The following is a 21821-nucleotide window of genomic DNA, read 5'->3' as shown; positions in this document are numbered from 1 at the left end:
GCCCGGCGGCTGCCGGGGCCCGCGACGGCGCGCACCCCGGCGGGGGTGCCCGTGCTGACCGAGTGGCTCCTGGTCGTGCTCGGCGTCGTGCTCACGCTCGGCACCGCGCTGTTCGTCGCGGGCGAGTTCTCGCTCGTCACGCTCGACCCGGGCGTCGTCGCGAAGCAGACGCGGCCCGACGACCGGCGCGGGCAGTCCGTCCTCAAGGCGCTGCGCGGCCTGTCGACCGAGCTGTCCGGCGCGCAGGTCGGCATCACCGCGACCACGGTGCTGCTCGGCTACACGACGCAGCCCGCGGTGCAACGCCTGTTCTCCGGCTGGCTCGGCGACGGTGTGCTGAGCGCGACGGCCGCGACCGCGGTCGCGGTCGTGGCGGCCGTGATCCTCGTCAACGGGTTCTCGATGCTGGTCGGCGAGCTCATCCCCAAGAACTTCGCGATCGCCAACCCGCTCGCGACCGCCCGCGCGGTCGCGCCGCTGCAGCGCGGGTTCACGCGTGCGCTGCGGCCCGTCATCGCGTTCTTCAACGGCAGCGCCAACTGGCTGCTGCGCCGCATGGGCGTGGAGCCGCGCGAGGAGCTCTCCGGCGGTCGCTCGCCGCAGGAGCTCGCGGCCCTGGTGCGCCGCTCCGCCGAGGTCGGCACGCTCGAGCAGTCGACCGCGCGGTTGCTGACCAACTCGCTGGAGTTCGAGACGCTCACCGCCGTCGACGTCATGACCGACCGTCAGCGCATGGTCGCGGTGCGGCGCGAGGACTCGGCGCTCGACGTCGTCGCCCTCGCGCGTCGCACCGGTCACTCGCGGTTCCCGGTGCTGGGGGAGGGCAGCGACGACATCGTCGGGCTCGTGCACCTGCGCCGCGCCGTCGGGGTGCCGTTCGAGCGTCGCGGCGAGGTACCCGCCGCGGCGCTCATGGACGACGCGCCGAGCGTGCCCGAGACCGTGCACCTCGGTCCGCTGCTCGTCGAGCTGCGCGGCCACGGCATGCAGATGGCCGTCGTCGTCGACGAGTACGGCGGCACGTCGGGCGTCGTGACGCTCGAGGACGTCGTCGAGGAGCTCGTCGGTGAGGTCGCCGACGAGCACGACCGCACGCGCGCCGGGGTGGCGCGCTCGGCCGACGGGTCCTGGCACCTGCCCGGTGTCACCCGGCCCGACGAGCTGACGGAGCGCACCGGCCTCGTCGTCCCCGACGAGGGACCGTACGAGACGCTCGGCGGGCTCATGATGGCGCGGCTGGGCCGCATCCCGGAGGTCGGGGACGTCGTCGCCGTCGGGCACGTGCGCCTCGAGGTCGAGCGGATGGCCGGGCGGCGCGTGGAGCGCGTGCACGTGTGGACGGAGCCCGACGACGACGCCGACGAGCCCGGCGCCGCCGGCGCCGCGGGACGGGGTGCGCGATGAACAGCACCCTCGCGCTCGTCGTCGCCGTCCTGCTGCTCGCCGCGAACGCGTTCTTCGTCGGCGCCGAGTTCGCCATCATCTCCGCGCGGCGCTCGTCGATCGAGCCGCGTGCGCAGGCCGGCGACCGGCGCGCGCGCACCGTGCTGTGGGCGATGGAGAACGTGTCGCTCATGCTCGCGTGCGCGCAGCTCGGCATCACCGTGTGCTCGACGAGCCTCGGCGTGGTCGCGGAGCCCGCGATCGCGCACCTCATCGAGGACCCGCTGCACGCCATGGGCGTCTCGTCCGCGTGGACGCACCCCATCGCGTTCGTCCTCGCGCTGCTCGTCGTCGTGTACCTGCACGTCGTGCTGGGCGAGATGGTGCCCAAGAACCTCGCGGTCTCCGGCCCCGACCGGGCGGTGCTGTGGTTCGGCCCGCCGCTCGTCATGGTCGCGCGCGTCGTGCGGCCGCTGATCGGCGCGCTCAACTGGCTCGCCAACCACGTGCTGCGCCTGTTCGGGGTCGAGCCCAAGGACGAGGTGTCCTCCGCGTTCACCGCGCAGGAGGTCCAGTCGATCGTCGAGCGCTCCCAGGCCGAGGGCCTGCTGGAGGACGAGCAGGGCCTGCTCGCGGGGGCGATCGAGTTCTCGGGGCGCACCGCGCAGGAGGTCATGGTCGCGCACGACGCGCTCGTCACCGTCGATCCCGACGCGACGCCCGCGCATATCGAGCACCTGGTCGCGCGCACCGGCTTCTCGCGGTTCCCGGTGCTCGACGACGGCACGCTCGTCGGGTACCTGCACCTCAAGGACGTCCTGTACGCCGAGGACGACGACCGCGACGTGCCCGTGCCGCGGTGGCGCGTGCGCGCGCTCGCGGTCGTGGCGCCGGACGACGAGGTCGAGGAGACGCTCGCGGCGATGCAGCGCACGGGCGCGCACCTGGCGCGGGTCGACGACGACGGGCGTGCCGTCGGCGTCGTCTTCCTGGAGGACATCCTCGAGGAGCTCGTCGGGGAGGTCCGGGACGCGATGCAGCGCGGTGCGCTGCGGCAGCGGTCGGTCTCCTGACGCGCACGGAACCTTCACACGTGGCCGGATCCTGCGAGGTATGTCCGTCTTTGGCGGCCCCTTTCCGACATGTGCGCCGCGCGATGCGCCCCTCGACGGCGTGTCGCGCGGCGTGTCGCGGACGGGGGCGTGGGAGCGCGTTCGTCCGATCGACTGGACGGGCGTCCAGGGGCTTGGACGGGCGCGGGTGAGCCGTTATGGTTTCGTGATCGCCGGCAACGTCGCAGGGCACGGGGCAGACCTGCAGCCGGCGACAGTCGTGCAAGCGGTGCCCTCCGGGCGCCCCGGACGTCCTCGGGAGGTGCTGTGGTCGAGTCTCACGCCGCCGCCGCGGCACCCCTGACGCGGCGGCAGATCCGTGAGGCCGAGCGGGCCGCAGCCGAGCGTGCGGAGCGCGAGCAGTCCGCCCAGCGGTCGGCTCCGACCACCGCCCCCGCTGCGCGCGTCGCGCACTCGGCCTGGGACCCGCGCGGCGCGTCCCCCGGCCCCTCCACCGGCCACTCGGAGCCCGGCTCCGGGCCCGACGCCGCAGGCGCGCAGACACCCAGCTGGGTCCCCACGGACCACCGCCCGGTCGCACGCCCCGCACCGCCCGCCTCGCGTGCCGCCGCCACGTCCGCGATCCCGACGACGCGACCGGCCGCGGCACGTCCGGCACCCTCCGGTCCCGCACCCTCGGCGCCGCCGCACACGGGCCCCGCCGTGGCGGGCGCGTCCCGCGCGGTCCCCGTGCAGGCAATCGTCGCTGCAGCGCACGAGGTCGGCACCCGCGAGCCCGTCGCCACCGCGCTGCAGCACGCGCCCGCTGCCTGCGTCGTGCGGGTCGCCGAGGCCGAGCGCCCCGCACGTCCCGCCGCGGACCACGTCCCGTCGAACCCCGCGCCGCGGATGCTCGACGAGACGGTCGTGATGGCCCCCCCGATCCTCGACGACCTCGACGAGCCCGACTACCGGTCCGTCCCGGCCGCGTCCGGCCCCGCGGTGCCCGCGGCCCCGATCGGACCGTCGTGGGCGTTCATCGCAGCACCCGCGGCCCCCGCCGAGGAGAGCCCGGCGCGCGCCGCGGGCGCGGAGCAGGCCACCGAGCCGGTCGTCGAGAGCCGCGCTGCGCAGACCCGTCCTGCCGACTCCCGCCCTGCCGACTCCCGCCCCGCCGACTCCCGCCCCGCGTCCCGCTCGGCCCAGCGCCCGGCGCCGGACCGTGTCGTGCGCGTCCACACCGGCGCACGTGCGCTCAACCGCAGCGCGCGTCACGCGGTCCGCTTCGGCGTGGTCGGTGCGCTCGCGGCCGTGACCGTCGCCGTCCCGCTCGGGCGCGGGACGTTCGGCAGCACCGAGGTGCTCTCGGGCCTTCCGAGCGACCACGGCACGCTGCCGAGCACGGTCCTCGCGCTCACCGGCCAGTCGTCGTCCGACTCGCCCCCGGCGTCGCTGTCGACCGTCGACTCCGCGATCCTCGAGGCCCGCGGCGCCGAGCTCGCGAGCCGTGACTGGACGCGCGAGCCGATCCCCGGGTGCGACTCGTCGGCCCGTGCGGCGGGCTCCAACGGCCTGCTCGCCCGCAAGGACCTGTGCACGCTGTGGGACGGCCACACGCAGATGCGCGCGGACGCGGCGTCCGCGCTGGCCGAGCTGAACGCCGTGTACGTCGCACGGTTCGGTGCCGACATGTGCATCGCGTCCGGCTACCGCACGCTGCAGGAGCAGTACGCCGTCAAGGCGAAGCGCGGCGGTCTCGCCGCCGCCCCCGGCAAGAGCAACCACGGCTGGGGCCTGGCGATCGACTTCTGCAGCCAGATGACCACCGGCACGCGCTGGGCGTGGCTCAACGAGAACGCCGGGACCTACGGGTTCGAGAACCCCGCGTGGGCGCGCCCGGGCGGTTCCGGCCCGTTCGAGCGCTGGCACTGGGAGTACACCAAGGGCGTCCAGGCCGACGGCGAGTACTACGGCTGACGCCACCCGGCGGCCCGCTGCGCGGTCGATGCGGAGGGCCCTAGCAAGGCCCCTCGCGGGCGACTGACGCGCCGCCGCGAGGGACCCGCAGGTCAGTCCTGCTCGAGGCGCAGCCCCCAGCGCGCCTCGTGGTGCGCGCCGGGCGCGAGCTCGACCAGCAGGTCGCCCGTGCGGAACGCGTCGGCGATGCAGGTCATCGGCTCGACCGCGACGCCGCGGCGTCGGATGCCGGGCACGTGGTCGCCCGTGCACACCTGCCACGCGGTGAACGCCTCGTCGGCCCACATCGCCGTCGTGCGGCCGTCGGGGGTCGTCAGGCGCGCCCACGTGAGGCCCGCGTCGTCGCGGACGGGGGCGAGCCACGCGTCGTCCAGGTCGACACCGCGCAGCACCCGCGGCTCCCGCAGGTCGAAGGGACCCTCGAGCTCCTCGGTGCCCGTGGGCAGCAGGCGCTCGTCCACCGTGACGTGGCGGTCCGCGCCCAGCTGCAGCGTGCACTCGTCGACGCTCGCGTCGCCCGGGGACAGCCACGGGTGGAACCCGAGCCCGTAGGGCGCGCTCGTCGTGCCCAGGTTCGTCGCGCGCGTCGTGACCGTCAGACCGTCGTCGGCCAGGGCGTACGTCACGTCGATGCGGACGGGCCATGGGTAGCCGGGGTTCGGGACGATCGTCGTCGTGAGCGTGACGGCATCGTCCGTGGGCTCCTGCGCCGGGGTGAACGGCGTGAAGCCGACGAGCCCGTGCAGCGAGTTCAGGCGGTCCGGCTCGGTGATCGGTACCTGGTACGTCCCGCCGGCGTAGCCGTACAGGCCGTCCGCGAGGCGGTTCGGCCACGGGGCGAGCACCGCGCCCGAGAAGGCGGGGGCGATCTCGTCCTCGGAGTACGGGAGCACCACGTCGCGTGAGCCCACGCGGTACTCGCGCAGGCTCGCGCCGACCGCCGCGACGACGGCGACCTGGTCGCCGTGCCGCAGGGTGTGCTGGGTGCCCGAGGGGGAAGGGGTGGTGCGGACGTCGTCGGCAGCGCTGGTCACGTGCACACCGTAGCCGTACCCGGGGACCACGTCCGGGACCGGCGGCCCGCACGGGCCTGCGCAACGGCCGGCGGACGGCACCGGGAGCCGGGGCTCGGCGCCCGATCGGGTGGTGCGCACCCGCACTGTGGACAACCGACTGCGGGGAGCGAGGCGTCTCCCGTAGGGTGCGCATGCCTCGACGGACCGGACATGTCGGGCGAAACGGCGGCTGCGGTCGCCATGTCGGCCGGGTGAGGACCGGCGAGCGGGAACGGGCGACGACGCAGGGGGAAGCATGGAAGGGCTCGGGATCCTCGAGCGCGAGGTGCGCGAGCTGATCCGTCGGCGCGGCATCGACCCGGTGCGCGACCGCCCGGGGATCACGTCGCTCGTGCAGGACGCGATCGCGGACTACGACGCGCGCTCGGTGCTCGGGGTCGTGCCGCCGCTCGTCGACGGCGCCGCCGCGCACAAGGCCGTGCTCGACGCGGTGGCCGGGTTCGGGCCGCTGCAGCGCTACCTCGACGACCCGGAGGTCGAGGAGATCTGGATCAACAACCCCCAGCAGGTGTTCGTCGCGCGGCGCGGTGAGCCGGAGCTGACGACGACGATCCTCACGGCGGTCGAGGTCCGCGAGCTGGTCGAGCGCATGCTCAAGGTGTCCGGGCGGCGGCTGGACCTGTCCAGCCCGTTCGTCGACGCGACCCTGCCGGGCGGGGAGCGGCTGCACGCCGTGATCCCGGACATCACCCGCAAGGACTGGGTGGTCAACATCCGCAAGTACGTCGTGCGCGCGGACCACCTCGAGGACCTCGTCGTGCTCGGCTCGCTGCCGCCCGACGCGGCGGCGTTCCTCGCGGCCGCGGTGCGCGCGGGCCTCAACGTCCTCGTGTCGGGGGCCACGCAGGCGGGCAAGACGACGATGCTCAACGCGCTGTCGGGCGCCGTGCCGGTGCGCGAGCGCATCATCTCGTGCGAGGAGGTCTTCGAGCTGCGCCTCGCGGCGCGCGACTGGGTCGCGATGCAGTGCCGCCAGCCCAACCTCGAGGGCACGGGCGAGATCCCGCTGCGGCGGCTCGTCAAGGAGGCGCTGCGCATGCGCCCCGACCGGCTGCTCGTCGGCGAGGTGCGCGAGGCCGAGGCGCTGGACCTGCTCATCGCGCTCAACGCGGGCGTCCCCGCGATGTGCACGATCCACGCCAACTCGGCGCGCGAGGCCGTGACCAAGCTGTGCACGCTGCCGCTGCTCGCGGGCGAGAACGTCTCCGACCGGTTCGTGGTGCCGACCGTCGCGTCGTGCGTCGACCTCGTCGTGCACCTGGGGCACGACTCGCGCGGGCGGCGGCGTGTGCGCGAGATCGTCGGCATCCCGGGACGCACCGAGCAGGGCGTCGTCGAGACCGCGGAGATCTTTGCGTGGCGTGACGACCGGCTCGTGCGGGGCGACGGCTTCCCGCCGCACGCCGAGCGCTTCGCACGGCTCGGGATCGACCTCGCCGCCCTCCTGCGGGCGAGGGGCTGAGCGTGGACGTGGTCGTGGGGCTCGTGCTGGGCGCGGGCGTCGGGTGCGTGTGGTGGTCGTTCTGGCCGCAGGTGACCTCGGGTGAGGGCCGCTCCGGGCGGTGGCGTGCGCGACTGCAGGACGACCTCGTGCAGGCCGGGGTCCAGGGCGTGACGCCCGGCGGGCTCGCGGTCGCGAGCACGGTGCTCGGGATCGTGACGCTCGTCCTCGCGATCGGGCTCACGCGCGTGCCCACCGTCGCGCTGTTCTTCGCGGCGTTCGCCGCGGTGGCACCGCTCGCGGTCGTGCGAGGGCGCGCCCGGCGCCGGCGGTCGCGGCTGCGCCAGCTGTGGCCCGAGGTGGTGGACCACCTCGCCTCCGGTATCCGTGCTGGCCTCGCGCTCCCCGAAGCCGTGGCCCAGGTCGGCGAGCGCGGACCCGAGGAGCTGCGCGCACCGTTCCGCGCCTTCGGGGAGGACTACCGCGCGACCGGTCGGTTCGCGGAGAGCCTCGACCTGCTCAAGGCGCGGCTCGCCGACCCCGTGGCCGACCGGGTGATCGAGGCGCTGCGGATCACCCGGGACGTCGGCGGCACGGACCTGGGCCGGCTGCTGCGCACCCTGTCCGGGTTCCTGCGCGACGACGTGCGCACGCGCGGCGAGCTCGAGGCGCGCCAGAGCTGGACCGTGTACGCCGCGCGCCTCGCGGTCGCGGCACCGTGGATCGTCCTCGCGCTGCTCGCGACGCGCACCGAGGCGGCCGGCGCGTACGACAGCCCCGCCGGCTTCGCGGTGCTGCTCACCGGCGCCACCTGCACGGTCGTCGCGTACACGCTGATGCTCCGCGTCGCGCGGCTGCCCGAGGACCCGCGGGTGCTGCGATGAGCCCGACGGTGCAGGGCGGTCTCGCGGGCCTGCTCGCCGCGTGCGGTGTGCTCGTGGTGGTGGCGCGGCTGCGCGGCCGCCGGATCACGCTCGACCAACGTCTCGCCCCGTACCTGCGACCGCGGCGCGCCGGCTCCGGACTGCTCGGGCTGCCGTCGGTCCGTGGGCCGGTTCCGGTCCTCGAGCGCCTGCTCGCACCCGTCCTGTCCGACGGCGTGCGCCTCGTGACCCGGATCGGCTCGCCGACGGCCGAGCTGCAGCGTCGACTGCAGCGCGCGGGTCGCGCGGAGTCCGTCGAGCAGTTCCGTGCGGGCCAGGTGGTCGCGGGCGCCCTCGGGCTGGCCGCGGGCCTGGCACTGGCGCTGGTGCTCGCCGCGACGCGCGGCTCGCAGACCGTCGCGCTGGTCGTGCTCGTCGGCGTGTGCGGTGTCGTCGGGGTCCTCGCGCCCGACTGGATGCTCGGCCGCAGCGTCCGGGAGCGCGAGTCGCGCATCGTCGCGGAGCTGCCGACCATCGCGGAGCTGCTGGCGCTCGCCGTCGGCGCGGGTGAGGGGGCGCTCGGCGCGCTCGAGCGCGTCACGCGCAGCACGCACGGCGAGCTCAGCGTCGAGCTCGAGCGCACGCTCGCCGACGCGCGTGCAGGGCTGCCGCTCGTGCAGGCCCTCGACGGCCTCGCGGACCGGACCGGCGTCCCCGCGCTCACGCGCTTCGCCGAGGGCGTCGCCGTCGCCGTGGAGCGCGGGGCACCCCTCGCCGACGTGCTGCGCGCCCAGGCGCAGGACGTGCGCGAGGAGGGTCGCCGCCTGCTCATGGAGACGGGCGGTCGCAAGGAGGTCCTGATGATGATCCCGGTGGTCTTCCTCATCCTCCCCGTGACCGTCCTGTTCGCGGTCTTCCCCAGTGCCGTCGTGCTGCAGGTGGGCCTGTGAACCGCCCGACGAGCACCACGAGCACCGGCATGACGAGCACCGGCACGACGAACGCCGGCACGACGGACAGGCACGACCAGACCACGACGCCGCGGCCGGCCCGGCCGCGCGTCGCGACCATCGGCATCCCGCCGCACGGCGGGGTCTCACGAGGAGGTACGGATGACGACGCTGCGGCACGGGAGCGCGCGGGTGGCCCGGGTGCGGGACCGCGTGCAGGACTCGACGCTCACGCTGGCGGTGCGCACGCACGGCTGGTTCACCGGACGGCTGCGGGCCGCCGGGCGCGACCGGGGGGACGTGCCCGGGTGGGTGCTGGTGACGCTCATGACCGCGGCGCTCGTGGTGGCGCTGCTGACGCTCGCCCGCCCGCTGCTGGAGAACATGTTCCGCGGCGCGGTCGAGGACGTGAACCGGACCTGAGCGACGATCGCGGCCACCCCGTCCGGGCCGTGGCCGGCGCCGACGAGGGGGCGGCGGTCGTCGACTTCGTGCTCATCGGCGGCCTGATCGTGGTCATCGCGCTCGGGATCGTGCAGCTCACGCTCGGCCTGCACGTGCGCAACACGCTGGTCGACAGCGCGTCCGCGGGCGCCCGGTACGGCGCGCTCGACGGCCGCTCGACGAGCGACGCCGCACGACGCACGCGGGAGCTGGTCGCCGGCTCGCTGGCCGACGGCTACGCGTCCGACGTGACCGCGCGGCGCGTCGTGGTCGACGGCGTGGAGATGATCGAGGTCGAGGTGCGCGCGCCGCTTCCGGTGATCGGCCTGATCGGCCCTGCGGGCCGGCTCACGGTGACGGGCCACGCGATCGCCGAGGACGACCTGCCGTGAGCGGCGGAACGCCCGTGCCGCCGGCCCTCCGCCTGCTCGTCGCGCGCCTCGCGGCGCGGGTCCGCCACGGCGACGCGCGCGACGACGGGAGCGCGATCGTCGAGTTCCTCGGCCTCGCGTTCGTCCTGCTGCTGCCGCTCGTGTACCTCGTGATGGTCCTCGCGCGGCTCGAGGCCGCGAGCTACGCGGTCGAGTCGGCCGCGCGCGAGGCGGCCCGCGTGTACGTCGCGGCGGACGACGCCACGTCGGCGGCCGCCCGAGCCGCGGCCGTCACCGGGGTCGCTCTCCAGGACCAGGGCTTCGACGACGAGCCGGCCGAGGCACTCGTCGTGACGTGCGAGCAGTCGCCGTGCCTCCAGCCCGACGCGCACGTCGAGGCACGCGTGCAGGTCGTCGTCCCGCTGCCGTTCGTGCCCGACATGGTGCGTGACGTCGTCCCGCTCGAGATCCCCGTGTCGTCGAGCCACGTCGCGGTCGTCGACGAGTACCGGAGCATCAGGTGAGCCGGGTCTGGCGGGCGCTGCGCGGTCGCCTGCACCGCGCGGGCGGAGCCGACGACGGCCAGGTCATCGTCCTGACGTTCGGGGTCGTGGTCTTCGCGTCGATGCTCATCCTCGTCGTGGCGTCGGCCGCGCAGCTGCACCTCGAGCACAAGCGGCTGGTCGCGCTCGCGGACATGCTGGCGCTCGACGCCTCCGACTCGATCGGCGAGAACGTCTACTACGGCCACGAGGGCAAGGCGCGCCTGGCGCTGACGGACGGCTCTGTGCGCGGCGCGGTCGACGACTACCTCGCCGCGCACCCCGACGAGACCGCCGGTTGGCGCCAGTTCGCCGTGAGCGAGGCCGTCGCCGCCGGCCCTCGCACGGCGCGGGTCGGGCTCGTCGCGCGCGTCCGTCCGTCGTCGACGGCATGGGTCCTGAGCGCCTGGACGGACGGCATCACGATCCACGCGGAGGCCAGCGCCACCGCGGACTGATGCTGCGCGAGGTCGGTCCTGGCTGAGCCGAGTCCCCGACCAATCGTCGACGGGAGACGACTCGACTTCCGCGTGCCAGCGACGGTGGGCGGTGCCGGTGTCGCCTCCGCCCACGGGGTTGGAAGAGCGCCCATGCAGGCCTCCGCTATCCGTCGGCCCACTTCTCGATCGCGGCGATGCTGTCGAGGGCCTGGTCGAAGTGCTTGCCGTTGATGGGCACCCGGACGTCGGACTTGTGCACATCCACCCCGGGGAGGCTCATCATGAACTCGCGCTGTGACGCCTTGGTGTTGTTGAGGTCCAGCGAGCTGAGGTACAGCGACACTCCGTGTTCGTCACCCGCGTAGGTGAACAGGACGTAGCCGCCCTTCAGGTTCACGGAGTAGAGCGACCAGCCTCGGTCCAGGAGCACCTTGGCGACATCTCGCGAACGAGTCGACGGGTCGTAGTCCTTCTGGCGCTGGAGCATCTCCTCCAGCTTCTCGGCGGTTTCTGCGGCGAGGTCGGGCCAGGCGTGCGACGCGCCGGCCGGCTCGGGGGCGGCACTGGTCACGGTGACCTGGCCGTCCTGGCCAACGGTGATCGTCCCAGTGAAGCCCTGCGGGATGTGGAAGTGCAGATCGTTCGACATCAGATCTCCTCGGTGCTGAGGTTCCGTTGGGACCATTAAAGCACATGTCGACATCAGCGGCAATCGCCAGCAAGCACCGCCAATGAAAGGCAATGACGGCGGCGGTTGTACTTCGATGACGACGGGCGGCCGAGGCGGCGTTGGGCCGCGGCGAGAGTCGGATGAGGTTGCGGGTAACCTGGACGGTCGTGGCCACCACCGACTTTCCCGCTGAGATCCGCGAGCTGCGCACCACCCTGGAGTCCATCCAGTCGGTGAGCGACCCGACCGCGCTGCGGGAGAAGATCGCGCGCCTGTCCGAGCAGGCCTCGGCGCCGGACCTGTGGGACGACCCGGAGTCGGCGCAGAAGGTGACGAGCGCGCTGTCGTCGGCGCAGAGCGAGCTCGAGCGGGTCGACAAGCTGAAGTCCCGCATCGACGACCTCGAGACCCTGGTCGAGCTGGGGCAGGAGATGGAGGACGAGGACACGCTCGCCGAGGCGGAGACGGAGCTCGTCAAGATCCGCAAGGACCTGGACCAGCTCGAGGTCCGCACGCTGCTGGCGGGGGAGTACGACCAGCGTGAGGCGGTCGTGACGATCCGCTCGGGCGCGGGTGGCGTGGATGCGGCGGACTTCGCGGAGATGCTCCTGCGCATGTACCTGCGCTGGGCCGAGCGGCACGGCTACCCGACGGCGGTGCTCGACACCTCCTACGCGGAGGAGGCCGGCCTGAAGTCGGCGACGTTCGAGGTCAAGGCTCCGTACGCGTACGGGCACCTGTCGGTCGAGGCGGGCACGCACCGCCTGGTGCGCATCTCGCCGTTCGACAACCAGGGGCGCCGGCAGACGTCGTTCGCGGCGGTCGAGGTGATCCCGCTGATCGAGCAGACGGACAGCATCGAGATCCCGGAGTCGGAGATCAAGGTGGACGTGTTCCGCTCGTCGGGCCCGGGTGGTCAGTCGGTCAACACGACGGACTCGGCGGTGCGCATGACGCACCTCCCGACGGGCATCGTCGTGTCGATGCAGAACGAGAAGTCGCAGATCCAGAACCGGGCGGCGGCGCTGCGCGTCCTGCAGTCGCGCCTGCTCCTGCAGCGTCAGGAGGAGGAGCGCGCCGCGAAGAAGGAGCTCGCGGGCGACATCAAGGCGAGCTGGGGCGACCAGATGCGCTCGTACGTCCTGCAGCCGTACCAGATGGTCAAGGACCTGCGCACGGAGCACGAGGTCGGCAACCCGGCCGCGGTGTTCGACGGCGACATCGACGACTTCATCGAGGCGGGCATCCGCTGGCGCCGCGCGCAGGAGTCGCAGACCTCCTGAGTCAGCCGACCGTGGAGGCCCGCACGGTGAACGACGTGGGCAGGACGATCGGCTCGTTCGGCACGGGCGTGCCGCGGAAGCTCGCGAGCAGCGCACGCGCCGCGACCTGACCCATCTCGCGGATGGGCTGGTGCACGGTCGTGAGCGGCGGGTCGGTCTGCGCGGCGAACGGCAGGTCGTCGAACCCGACGACAGCGACGTCGTCGGGGATGCGCAGCCCCGCGCGGCGCAGCTCCGTCATCGCGGCCATCGCCATCGTGTCGTTGTGCACGAACAGCGAGTCGAACTCGAGCCCTGCCTCGAGGGCGCGGTGGACGGCGGCCTGGCCGGACTCGTAGCTGAAGTCGCCCTCGACGACCTGCAGGGGGTCGAGCGTGCGGCCGGCGGCGGCGAAGCCCTCGGCGAAGCCGGCGAGCCGGTCCTGCACGCACCCGAAGCGCGGGTCGCCGGAGATGACGAGCGGGGCGCGACGGCCGATGCCGAGCAGGTGGTGGGCCGCGGCGAGCGCCCCGAGCCGGTTGGTCGTCGCGACGGATCCGAAGCGCGGCTCGTGCCCGCGGTCGTCGATGAGCACGACGGGCAGGCCCTCGTCGTGCAGGCGCGTGATGTAGTCGAGCGTGCCCTCGGGCTCGACGACGAGCAGGCCGTCGAACGCGCGCGCGGAGACGTGCTCCGTGAACCGGCGCATCGACTCCTCGCCCTGCGTGGTGGTGAAGACGAGCATGCCGTAGCCCTCGTCCTCGATGGCCTCGATGGCAGCCTGCACGACCTCGCCGATCCACGGCCAGGTCAGCGACGGCAGGAGCATCGCGACGACGTGCGTGGTGCCGCGCGCGAACGCGACGGCGCGGGCGTTGGGGACGTAGCCGAGTTCGTCGATGACGGCTCGGACGCGTGCGGCGGTCCTCGCGTCGAGCTCGTCGCGTCCGTTGAGGACGCGCGAGACGGTGGTCTTGCTGACACCGGCGCGTTGCGCGACGTCGCGGATGGTCACAGCCACGCATCGATTGTCCCGGTCCGGGGAGCATCACGGGGCCACGCGGGCCCCGAAACCACCGAGTGTGACGCAGAGCACATAGGATGACTTCGAGTTACGAAGCGAAGCCAAAGCGGCCGAACCGTACCGGCCTCTCGACAGTCAGGACACGCTTTGGTAACGGCGCTTGCGTTCTCGATGGCTTTGAGTCTTGAATTCAAGCCATCACTCCGGGGCGGTGGGTCAAAGACGGCTCCACGCACGGACGGAGCGGCCGCAGCCGCACCGCCGCGCCCCGGACGGTGTGCCAGAGGAGTAGACGACGATGTCCCAGACCTGGAAGAAGCTGTCGGTCGCGATCGCGACCGTCGGCCTGCTCACCGCCTCCCTCGCCGCGTGCAGCAGCGAGCGCGACAGCGACAGCGACACGAAGGCGACGCCGGGTGCGACGACCGGCGCGTCGGAGGGCGGTGGCCTCATCGGCATCGCGATGCCGACGAAGGCGCTCGAGCGGTGGAACCGTGACGGTGCCCACCTCGTCGAGCTGCTGGAGGACGCGGGCTTCGAGACGAGCCTGCAGTACGCGGACAACAAGACCGACCAGCAGATCAGCCAGATCGAGAACATGATCAACGACGGCGCCAAGGTGCTCGTCATCGCCTCGATCGACGGCACCACGCTCGGCCCGGTGCTCGAGCAGGCCGCCGCGAAGGACGTCAAGGTCATCGCGTACGACCGCCTGATCAACGAGACGCCGAACGTCGACTACTACGCGACGTTCGACAACTACAAGGTCGGCCAGATGCAGGGCCAGTTCATCGAGGAGACCCTCGGCCTGAAGGACGGCAAGGGCCCGTTCAACTTCGAGCCGTTCGCCGGCTCGCCCGACGACAACAACGCCAAGTTCTTCTTCCAGGGCGCCTGGGACATCCTCAAGCAGTACGTCGAGAACGGGAAGCTCGTCGTGCCGTCGGGCAAGGCGCCCAAGACGGACGACCAGTGGACGAACATCGGCATCCTCGGCTGGGGCTCGGACGACGCGCAGGCCGAGATGGAGAACCGCCTCAACTCGTTCTACGGCGGCGACACCAAGGTCCAGGTCGTGCTCTCCCCGAACGACTCGCTCGCGCTCGGCATCGCGCAGGCGCTCACCGGCGCGGGCTACAAGGCCGGCGAGGGCTGGCCGGTCCTGACCGGTCAGGACGCGGACCAGGCGAACGTGCTCAACATGCTCGCCGGCAAGCAGTCCATGACGGTCTGGAAGGACACGCGTGCGCTGGGTGACGCGGTCGCCAAGATGGTCGAGGAGGTCGTCTCCGGCTCCGAGGTGACGGTCAACGACACCGAGACCTACAACAACAACGTGAAGGTCGTCCCGACCCTGCTGCTCGACCCGCAGGTCGTCACGCCCGACACGGTCCAGAAGGACCTGGTCGACTCCGGCTTCTACAAGGCGTCCGACCTCGGTCTGTGACGCGAGCCTGACGGCGGCCGCCGGCGCACCCGTGTGGTGCGTCGGCGGCCCGCCAGGCCCGCCGCCCGTCGCCGGGCGGCACCGTCAGAGTCCGTGACGAGCGGACCAGTCGTGACCGGGCAAGGACCGAGGACCAGATGGACACCACAGCAACACCCGACCACATCCTCGAGATGCGGGGCATCACCAAGCGCTTCCCCGGCGTGCTCGCGCTCTCGGACGTGAACCTGTCCGTCCGACGCGGCGAGATCCACGCGATCTGCGGCGAGAACGGCGCGGGCAAGTCGACCCTCATGAAGGTGCTCTCGGGGGTCTACCCCCACGGCTCCTACGAGGGCGACATCGTCTTCGAGGGCACCCCCGCCGAGTTCCGCAGCACGCGCGACTCGGAGCACGTGGGGATCGTCATCATCCACCAGGAGCTCGCGCTGTCGCCGTTCCTGTCGATCGCCGAGAACATCTTCCTCGGCAACGAGCGCGCGGCGCGCGGCGTCATCGACTGGAACCACACCAACTCCGAGGCCGCGAAGCTGCTCGCCCGCGTCGGCCTGGACGAGCGCCCCGACACGAAGATCATCGACATCGGGGTCGGCAAGCAGCAGCTCGTGGAGATCGCCAAGGCGCTCTCCAAGGAGGTGAAGCTGCTCATCCTCGACGAGCCCACCGCGGCCCTGAACGACGAGGACAGCGCGCACCTGCTCGGGCTGATCAGCGGCCTGCGCGAGCTGGGCATCACCTCGATCATCATCAGCCACAAGCTGAACGAGATCGAGTCGATCGCCGACACCACGACGATCATCCGCGACGGTCAGACCATCGAGACGCTGGACATGCGCAGCGACGGGGTCACCGAGGAGCGGATCATCCGCGGGATGGTCGGCCGACCGCTCGACAACCGGTTCCCGGAGCACACGTCGACCATCGGCGAGGAGGTGCTGCGCATCGAGGACTGGACCGTGCACCACCCGCTCGACCAGGCGCGCAAGGTCGTCGACGGCGCCTCGCTCAACGTGCGGCGGGGCGAGATCGTCGGCATCGCCGGGCTCATGGGCGCCGGCCGCACCGAGCTCGCGATGTCGGTGTTCGGCCGCTCGTACGGCTCGCACATCTCGGGGCGGGTGTACAAGGACGGCCAGCAGGTCCAGCTCCACAGCGTGAGCGCGGCGATCAACGCAGGCATCGCGTACGCGACCGAGGACCGCAAGCACTACGGGCTGAACCTGATCTCGACCATCCGCGACAACATCTCGGGTGCGGCGATCCACAAGGTCGCCTCGCGCGGTGTGATCGACCGCAACGAGGAACTCAAGGTCGCCGAGCGGTTCCGCAAGGACCTCGGCATCCGGACGCCGACCGTCGAGGCGCTCGTCGGCAAGCTGTCCGGCGGCAACCAGCAGAAGGTCGTGCTGAGCAAGTGGATCTTCTCCGACCCGGACGTGCTGATCCTCGACGAGCCGACGCGCGGCATCGACGTGGGCGCGAAGTACGAGATCTACACGATCATCAACAGGCTGGCTGACGCGGGCAAGGGCGTCATCGTCATCTCGTCGGAGCTGCCCGAGCTGCTCGGCATCTGCGACCGCATCTACACCCTGTCCCAGGGGCGCATCACGGGCGAGGTCGCCCGGCAGGACGCGACCCAGGAGCGACTCATGCAGTACATGACCATGGAGAAGGACGTGACTCCCCGATGAGCACCGACACCAACCTCGCCCCCGCGATGCCCCCCGGTGAGCAGGCCCGCGTCCCGCTGAGCCAGCGCCTGTCGGGCCTCGGCGGCAACGCGCGCCAGTACGGCATCTTCGCGGCGCTCGTCCTGATCGTCCTGCTCTTCCAGGGGCTCACGGACGGCCGGCTCCTCAAGCCGGACAACGTGGTCTCGCTGTTCCAGCAGAACGCGTACGTCATGGTGCTCGCCATCGGCATGGTCATGGTGATCGTCGCCGGGCACATCGACCTGTCGGTCGGGTCGGTGGTCGCGTTCGTCGGCGGCGTCGTCGCGGTCACCATCACCGACTGGGGGCTGCCGTGGTGGCTCGCGGTGCTCATCGGCATCGCGATCGGTGCGGCGGTCGGCGCGTGGCAGGGCTTCTGGATCGCGTACATCGGGATCCCGGCGTTCATCGTGACACTCGCCGGCATGCTGATCTTCCGAGGGCTCGCGCTCGTCGTCGTCAGCCAGACCATCCGCGTGAACGACACGTCGTTCAACTCGATCGTCTCCGGCTCGCTGCCGAACTTCCTCGGCTTCAGCGGAGACATGGACGTCGTCACGCTCCTGATCGGCGCGCTCACGATCGCGGCCTTCGCGTTCACGCAGCTCCGCGCCCGGATGCAGCTGCGCAAGCACGACCTGCACGTGGAGTCGATGGCCGCGTTCGTCGCGAAGATCGTCGGCGTCGCGATCGCCGTGGGCATCCTCGCGGTGCTGCTGTCGCTGTCGGCGGGCGGCATGCCCGTGATCCTCGTGATCGTCGGCGTCCTGATCGTCGCGTACACGTTCCTCATGGGTCGCACGGTGTTCGGCCGGCACATCTACGCGGTCGGTGGCAACCGTCCCGCGGCGAGCCTGTCGGGTGTGCGCACCAAGCGCGTCGACTTCATGATCTTCGTCAACATCGGCGCGCTCGCCGGTGTCGCGGCGATCATCACCACGGCGCGCGGTGGCGCGGCCGTCGCGGCCGCGGGCCAGAACTTCGAGCTCGACGCGATCGCGGCCTGCTTCATCGGTGGTGCGGCGGTCACGGGCGGCATCGGCCGGATCTCGGGCGCCATCGTCGGTGCGCTCATCATGGGCGTCCTGAACATGGGTCTGTCGATCATGTCGGTCGACCCGTCGTGGCAGCAGGCCATCAAGGGTCTGGTGCTGCTGTTCGCGGTGGCGTTCGACCTGATCAACAAGCGTCGGGCCGGCACGAGCAGCTGACCCGACCCAGTTGGCCGGCTCCCGGCCCGACGGACACTAAGGTGCGAGCGTGAGCAGGCGAGCGAGCACGGCCGGCTCCCAGTCGTCCCTGCGCGAGGCCAACCGCCAGCTCGTCGTCCAGACGGTCAAGCGGTACGGCGGCCTGACGCAGGTCGAGCTCGCCGAGGCCACCGGTCTGTCCCAGGCGACGGTGTCGACGATCGTCCGCGAGCTGTACGCCGCGGGGGTCGTCGACACCGTCGCGACCACGCGCAGCGGGCGGCGTGCCCAGATGGTCACGCTCGCCCGCCGCGTGGGTCTGGCGGCCGGCGTCCAGATCGGGCACCGTCACCTGCGTGTCGCGCTCGGTGACTTCTCGCACGAGATCCTCGCGGAGCAGACGCTCCCGCTGCCGGTCGAGCACCGGGTCGACACGACGCTGGACCGCGTCGCGCTGCTGGTGATCGACCTGCTCGAGAGGGTCGGGGCGTCGCTCGGCGACGTGGTGGGCATGGGGGTGGGCGTTCCCGCACCGGTCGACTCGGCGACGGGGATGATCTCGGTCGAGGGGATCATGCCCGGCTGGGACGACGTCCACCTCGGGCAGGTCCTGTCCAAGCGGCTCGAGCTGCCGGTGTACGTGGACAACGACGCCAACCTGGCGGCCTTCGCGGAGTCGACCGTGGGTGCCGCACGGGACCGGGCCGACAGCCTGTTCCTGCGCGCGTCGTACGGCGTGGGGGCCGGGATCGTGCTCGGCGGACAGGTGCTGCGCGGGTTCGCAGGCACGGCCGGGGAGATCGGCCACCTCACGGTCCGCCCGGACGGTCAGCCGTGCCGGTGCGGCCGGCGGGGGTGCCTCGACACGGTCGTCGGCGCGGGTGCGTTGCTCGACGCGGTCGGTCCGGTGCCGGGGATCGCGAGCCTGCGCGACGTCGTGCAGCGTGCCAACCAGGGCGACGAGCGTTGCGGCGACGCGATCGCGGAGGCCGGTGCGGTGATCGGTGCGGCGCTCGCCGGGCTGGTGCTGGCGGTGAACCCGCAGGTCGTCGTCGTGGGCGGTGAGCTCGCGGAGACGGGCGAGACGCTCGTCGCGCCGCTGCGCTCGTCACTCGCGCGGCACGCGCTGCCGAACCGGATCGCGCCGCTCGAGGTGGTGCGCGCGAGCCTCGGCACACGCGCGGAGATGGTGGGGGCGCTGGCACTCGCGGTCCAGTCGACCGACGTGCCTCTGAGCGTCGACGAGACCGTCGACGTCGAGGGCTTGGGGTGACGTCGGTGGAGGACCGTTGACGACGCAGGAGTGGGAGACTTCACTGACCGCAACACATCGACGTGAAGCAGGTGAGCACATGAGCGCGGCATCGGTGCCTCTGCTGTCCATGCGCGGCATCAGCAAGAACTTCGGTGCGGTCGAGGCCCTCGCGGGCGTCGACCTGGACGTGTTCGCGCACGAGGTCGTCGCGCTCGTCGGCGACAACGGCGCGGGCAAGTCGACGCTCGCCAAGGTCGTCGCGGGCGCGTACACCCCGGACGCGGGCCTGATCGAGATCGCGGGGGAGCCCACGACGATCCCGACGCCCGCGGCCGCGCACCAGCTCGGCGTCGCGACGGTGTTCCAGGACTTCGCGCTGTGCGACAACCTCGACGTCACGTCCAACCTGTTCCTGGGGCGCGAGGTGCGCACGGGCGGGCTGCTGGACGACGGGTACATGGAGGCCACCGCGCGGCGCGTGCTCGACAAGCTCAACTCGCGCATCCCGTCCGTCCGCACGCCGCTGTCGACCCTGTCGGCGGGGCAGCGGCAGTCCGTGGCGATCGCGCGGACGCTGATCGGCGAGCCACGCATCGTCGTGCTCGACGAGCCGACCGCCGCGCTGTCGGTGGCGCAGACCGCCGAGGTGCTCACGCACATCGAGCGGCTGCGCGAGCTGGGGCTCGCGGTGATCCTCATCAGCCACAACATGACCGACGTGCGTGCGGTGTCCGACCGCATCGTCGTGCTGCGCCACGGCCGCAACAACGGCACGTTCGACGCGGCGACGACGAGCCACGAGGAGGTCCTCGCGGCGATCACCGGCGCGACGGTGCGCCGCCAGCCCCGGCTGCACGCGCTGCGGTGACCGGCCCGGGCCGCGCAGCACGCCGGTTCGCCGCCCTGTTCGCGCCGGTTCGTCCCGATCGCTGCGGGTCGGCCCGGCGACCTTCACCGGACCTCCCCGCGCGCTCGGCGTGTCGGCGGACCGGGCCCACGGCGGCGGTGCCTAGTCTCGACGCGCCGGGCACCCGTCCGGTGACCGGGCCCGCCCGGTCCGGTGGTGCGGGACCCGCCGCAGCGAGCAACCCGAGCGAGCAGCGTGATCAAGTTCGAGAACGTCACCAAGGTCTACGCGCGCGGCGCACGCCCCGCGCTGGACCGCATCACGCTCGAGGTCGAGCGCGGTGAGTTCGTCTTCCTCGTCGGCGCGTCCGGCTCGGGGAAGTCGACGTTCCTGCGGCTCGTGCTGCGCGAGGAGCGGGCGTCCGCCGGGAAGGTGTTCGTCGCCGGCAAGGAGCTGGGCTCGCTGTCGTCGTGGAAGGTCCCGCAGCTGCGCCGCCAGATCGGCGCGGTGTTCCAGGACTTCCGCCTGCTGCCCAACAAGACGGTGTTCGAGAACGTCGCGTTCGCGCTGCAGGTCATCGGCAAGCCGCGGCACCAGATCCTGACGACCGTCCCGGACGTGCTCGAGATGGTCGGGCTGGCGGGCAAGGAGAAGCGCCGCCCGCACGAGCTGTCCGGTGGTGAGCAGCAGCGCGTCGCGATCGCCCGCGCGTTCGTCAACCGGCCGCAGATCCTGCTGTGCGACGAGCCCACCGGCAACCTCGACCCGACGACGTCCCTGGGGATCATGCGCCTGCTCGACCGCATCAACCGCACCGGAACGACCGTGGTCATGGCCACGCACGACGACGAGATCGTGGACCAGATGCGCAAGCGCGTCGTCGAGCTCGCCACCGGTGAGCTCGTGCGCGACCAGTCGCGCGGCGTCTACGGCTCGGACCGCTGAGGCGAGGGCGACATGCGACTGCGGTTCATCCTCTCCGAGATCGGCATCGGTCTTCGTCGGAACCTGTCGATGACGATCTCGGTCGTCCTCGTCACGTTCGTCTCGCTGACGTTCGTCGGCTCCGCCGCGCTGCTGCAGCTGCAGATCGGCAAGATGAAGGACGACTGGTACGACAAGGTCGAGGTCTCGGTCTTCCTGTGCCCGGCGACGTCGCCCGAGCCCACGTGCGCGGGCGGTGAGGTCACCGACGAGCAGAAGGACGCGATCACCGCGGCGCTCGACGAGCCGGAGATCAAGCCGCTCGTCGAGGAGGTCTTCTTCGAGACGAAGCAGCAGGCCTTCGACTCGTTCAAGAAGCAGTTCGGCGACCAGTCGTGGGCGTCGGTCGCGACCGTCGACGACATGAACTCCTCCTTCCGCATCAAGCTCACCGACCCCTCGCAGTACGAGGTCGTGGCCGACGTGGTCTCCGGCAAGCAGGGCGTGGAGTCGGTGCAGGACCAGCGGCGGCTGTTCGACCGCCTGTTCCTGGTGATCGACCGCGCGACGCTGCTCACGGGTGGCCTCGCGGCCGTCATGCTCGTCGCGGCGGTGCTGCTCATCACCACGACGATCCGCCTGTCGGCGATGTCGCGACGGCGTGAGACCGGGATCATGCGCCTCGTCGGCGCGTCCACGTGGTTCATCCAGCTGCCGTTCATGCTCGAGGGCGCGCTCGCGGCGACGGTCGGGTCGCTCCTCGCGGTCGGTGGGCTGTGGCTCGGCGTGGAGTACCTGGTCACGGACTGGCTGGGCGGTACGGTCTCCTGGATCCCGTACGTGACCACAGCCGACGTCCTCACGGTCGCGCCGCTCCTGGTGGTTGCCGGCATCCTGCTGGCCGCGATCTCCTCGCTCGTGACCCTGAGCCGCTACACGAAGGTGTGA

General features: G+C 72.1%; 21 protein-coding genes. 18 read left to right on the top strand and 3 right to left on the bottom strand.

Annotated features, from left to right (window positions below; all coding sequences use genetic code 11):
* Window positions 1–51: 51 nt before the first annotated feature.
* The 3 genes from ACT17Q_RS11390 to ACT17Q_RS11380 all read left to right on the top strand — a co-directional run bounded on the left by ACT17Q_RS11390 (window position 52) and on the right by ACT17Q_RS11380 (window position 4412).
* Window positions 52–1404 carry a hemolysin family protein gene (locus ACT17Q_RS11390; protein ID WP_198303559.1) on the top strand — a complete coding sequence of 451 codons (1353 nt, stop codon included), beginning with the start codon at window positions 52–54 and terminating at the stop codon, window positions 1402–1404.
* Entirely contained in the window at window positions 1401–2456 is a 1056-nt protein-coding gene (locus tag ACT17Q_RS11385; RefSeq protein WP_268533803.1) for a hemolysin family protein, read from the top strand. Before ACT17Q_RS11390 ends, ACT17Q_RS11385 begins: the two co-directional genes overlap by 4 nt.
* 306 nt (window positions 2457–2762) lie before the next feature.
* Window positions 2763–4412 (top strand): D-alanyl-D-alanine carboxypeptidase family protein, encoded by a 1650-nt coding sequence (locus ACT17Q_RS11380; RefSeq protein WP_444662514.1) that lies wholly within the window; start codon window positions 2763–2765, stop codon window positions 4410–4412.
* 92 nt (window positions 4413–4504) lie between these two features.
* Here the strand turns inward: ACT17Q_RS11380 and ACT17Q_RS11375 are convergent, their stop codons facing one another.
* Window positions 4505–5446 (bottom strand): aldose 1-epimerase family protein, encoded by a 942-nt coding sequence (locus ACT17Q_RS11375; RefSeq protein WP_444662512.1) that lies wholly within the window; start codon window positions 5444–5446, stop codon window positions 4505–4507.
* Between the two features lie 277 nt (window positions 5447–5723).
* On the opposite strand from ACT17Q_RS11375, the gene ACT17Q_RS11370 reads away from it, so the two are divergent.
* The 7 genes from ACT17Q_RS11370 (at window position 5724) to ACT17Q_RS11340 (ending at window position 10557) form a co-directional block, all read left to right on the top strand.
* A complete protein-coding gene (locus tag ACT17Q_RS11370) occupies window positions 5724–6950 on the top strand; it encodes a CpaF family protein (RefSeq protein ID WP_094179541.1) in 1227 nt (408 codons plus the stop codon).
* Window positions 6951–6952: 2 nt separating this feature from the next.
* Window positions 6953–7813, top strand: a complete 861-nt coding sequence (locus ACT17Q_RS11365; protein WP_094179542.1) for a type II secretion system F family protein — start codon at window positions 6953–6955, stop codon at window positions 7811–7813.
* Entirely contained in the window at window positions 7810–8742 is a 933-nt protein-coding gene (locus tag ACT17Q_RS11360) for a type II secretion system F family protein (protein ID WP_268533795.1), read from the top strand. The genes ACT17Q_RS11365 and ACT17Q_RS11360 overlap by 4 nt, the downstream gene beginning before the upstream one ends.
* Window positions 8743–8904: 162 nt before the next feature.
* Window positions 8905–9165 carry a hypothetical protein gene (locus ACT17Q_RS11355; protein ID WP_444662509.1) on the top strand — a complete coding sequence of 87 codons (261 nt, stop codon included), beginning with the start codon at window positions 8905–8907 and terminating at the stop codon, window positions 9163–9165.
* A 29-nt stretch (window positions 9166–9194) separates the two neighbouring features.
* Complete coding sequence (locus tag ACT17Q_RS11350; protein ID WP_444662507.1) at window positions 9195–9578, top strand: TadE/TadG family type IV pilus assembly protein; 384 nt, start codon at window positions 9195–9197, stop codon at window positions 9576–9578.
* Window positions 9575–10081: a TadE/TadG family type IV pilus assembly protein gene (locus ACT17Q_RS11345; RefSeq protein ID WP_307722683.1), complete on the top strand. Its 507-nt coding sequence runs from the start codon at window positions 9575–9577 to the stop codon at window positions 10079–10081. The genes ACT17Q_RS11350 and ACT17Q_RS11345 overlap by 4 nt, the downstream gene beginning before the upstream one ends.
* Complete coding sequence (locus ACT17Q_RS11340) at window positions 10078–10557, top strand: hypothetical protein (protein WP_141321648.1); 480 nt, start codon at window positions 10078–10080, stop codon at window positions 10555–10557. Before ACT17Q_RS11345 ends, ACT17Q_RS11340 begins: the two co-directional genes overlap by 4 nt.
* Before the next feature lie 145 nt (window positions 10558–10702).
* Here the strand turns inward: ACT17Q_RS11340 and ACT17Q_RS11335 are convergent, their stop codons facing one another.
* Window positions 10703–11188 (bottom strand): hypothetical protein, encoded by a 486-nt coding sequence (locus tag ACT17Q_RS11335; RefSeq protein WP_141321646.1) that lies wholly within the window; start codon window positions 11186–11188, stop codon window positions 10703–10705.
* Window positions 11189–11376: 188 nt separating this feature from the next.
* Between ACT17Q_RS11335 and prfB the strand changes: the two genes are divergently transcribed.
* Window positions 11377–12492: a peptide chain release factor 2 gene (gene prfB / locus ACT17Q_RS11330; protein ID WP_444662504.1), complete on the top strand. Its 1116-nt coding sequence runs from the start codon at window positions 11377–11379 to the stop codon at window positions 12490–12492.
* A 1-nt stretch (window position 12493) separates the two neighbouring features.
* On the opposite strand, the gene ACT17Q_RS11325 is transcribed toward prfB, so the two are convergent.
* Window positions 12494–13492 (bottom strand): LacI family DNA-binding transcriptional regulator, encoded by a 999-nt coding sequence (locus ACT17Q_RS11325; RefSeq protein WP_444662502.1) that lies wholly within the window; start codon window positions 13490–13492, stop codon window positions 12494–12496.
* A 301-nt stretch (window positions 13493–13793) separates the two neighbouring features.
* On the opposite strand from ACT17Q_RS11325, the gene chvE reads away from it, so the two are divergent.
* The 7 genes from chvE to ftsX all read left to right on the top strand — a co-directional run bounded on the left by chvE (window position 13794) and on the right by ftsX (window position 21821).
* On the top strand, window positions 13794–14942 hold the full coding sequence (gene chvE, locus ACT17Q_RS11320; RefSeq protein ID WP_444662500.1) for a multiple monosaccharide ABC transporter substrate-binding protein: 1149 nt from the start codon (window positions 13794–13796) through the stop codon (window positions 14940–14942).
* A gap of 137 nt (window positions 14943–15079) precedes the next feature.
* Entirely contained in the window at window positions 15080–16636 is a 1557-nt protein-coding gene (gene mmsA / locus ACT17Q_RS11315; protein WP_444662498.1) for a multiple monosaccharide ABC transporter ATP-binding protein, read from the top strand.
* Window positions 16633–17868, top strand: coding sequence for a multiple monosaccharide ABC transporter permease (gene mmsB / locus ACT17Q_RS11310; protein ID WP_268533782.1), 1236 nt, complete (start codon window positions 16633–16635; stop codon window positions 17866–17868). The genes mmsA and mmsB overlap by 4 nt, the downstream gene beginning before the upstream one ends.
* 49 nt (window positions 17869–17917) lie before the next feature.
* Complete coding sequence (locus ACT17Q_RS11305) at window positions 17918–19120, top strand: ROK family transcriptional regulator (RefSeq protein WP_444662496.1); 1203 nt, start codon at window positions 17918–17920, stop codon at window positions 19118–19120.
* A 79-nt stretch (window positions 19121–19199) separates the two neighbouring features.
* Entirely contained in the window at window positions 19200–19970 is a 771-nt protein-coding gene (locus tag ACT17Q_RS11300) for an ATP-binding cassette domain-containing protein (RefSeq protein WP_094179554.1), read from the top strand.
* A 234-nt stretch (window positions 19971–20204) separates the two neighbouring features.
* Entirely contained in the window at window positions 20205–20894 is a 690-nt protein-coding gene (gene ftsE, locus ACT17Q_RS11295) for a cell division ATP-binding protein FtsE (RefSeq protein WP_094179555.1), read from the top strand.
* A gap of 12 nt (window positions 20895–20906) precedes the next feature.
* Window positions 20907–21821 (top strand): permease-like cell division protein FtsX, encoded by a 915-nt coding sequence (ftsX, locus tag ACT17Q_RS11290; RefSeq protein WP_094179556.1) that lies wholly within the window; start codon window positions 20907–20909, stop codon window positions 21819–21821.

This window comes from Cellulomonas sp. CW35 (assembly GCF_052378485.1).
Taxonomy (GTDB): domain Bacteria; phylum Actinomycetota; class Actinomycetes; order Actinomycetales; family Cellulomonadaceae; genus Cellulomonas; species Cellulomonas uda.
Note: the sequence above shows the minus strand (reverse complement) of the source record. Positions and strands in the feature narration are given on the sequence as shown.

Bases quoted from the DNA above. Each gene is read 5' to 3' on its own strand.
- ACT17Q_RS11360 (WP_268533795.1), top strand. From the start codon at position 7,810: ATGAGCCCGACGGTGCAGGGCGGTCTCGCGGGCCTGCTCGCCGCGTGC.
- ACT17Q_RS11385 (WP_268533803.1), top strand. From the start codon at position 1,401: ATGAACAGCACCCTCGCGCTCGTCGTCGCCGTCCTGCTGCTCGCCGCG.
- mmsA (WP_444662498.1), top strand. From the start codon at position 15,080: ATGGACACCACAGCAACACCCGACCACATCCTCGAGATGCGGGGCATC.
- mmsB (WP_268533782.1), top strand. From the start codon at position 16,633: ATGAGCACCGACACCAACCTCGCCCCCGCGATGCCCCCCGGTGAGCAG.
- ACT17Q_RS11300 (WP_094179554.1), top strand. From the start codon at position 19,200: ATGAGCGCGGCATCGGTGCCTCTGCTGTCCATGCGCGGCATCAGCAAG.
- chvE (WP_444662500.1), top strand. From the start codon at position 13,794: ATGTCCCAGACCTGGAAGAAGCTGTCGGTCGCGATCGCGACCGTCGGC.
- ACT17Q_RS11355 (WP_444662509.1), top strand. From the start codon at position 8,905: ATGACGACGCTGCGGCACGGGAGCGCGCGGGTGGCCCGGGTGCGGGAC.
- ftsX (WP_094179556.1), top strand. From the start codon at position 20,907: ATGCGACTGCGGTTCATCCTCTCCGAGATCGGCATCGGTCTTCGTCGG.
- ACT17Q_RS11370 (WP_094179541.1), top strand. From the start codon at position 5,724: ATGGAAGGGCTCGGGATCCTCGAGCGCGAGGTGCGCGAGCTGATCCGT.
- ACT17Q_RS11335 (WP_141321646.1), bottom strand. From the start codon at position 11,188: ATGTCGAACGATCTGCACTTCCACATCCCGCAGGGCTTCACTGGGACG.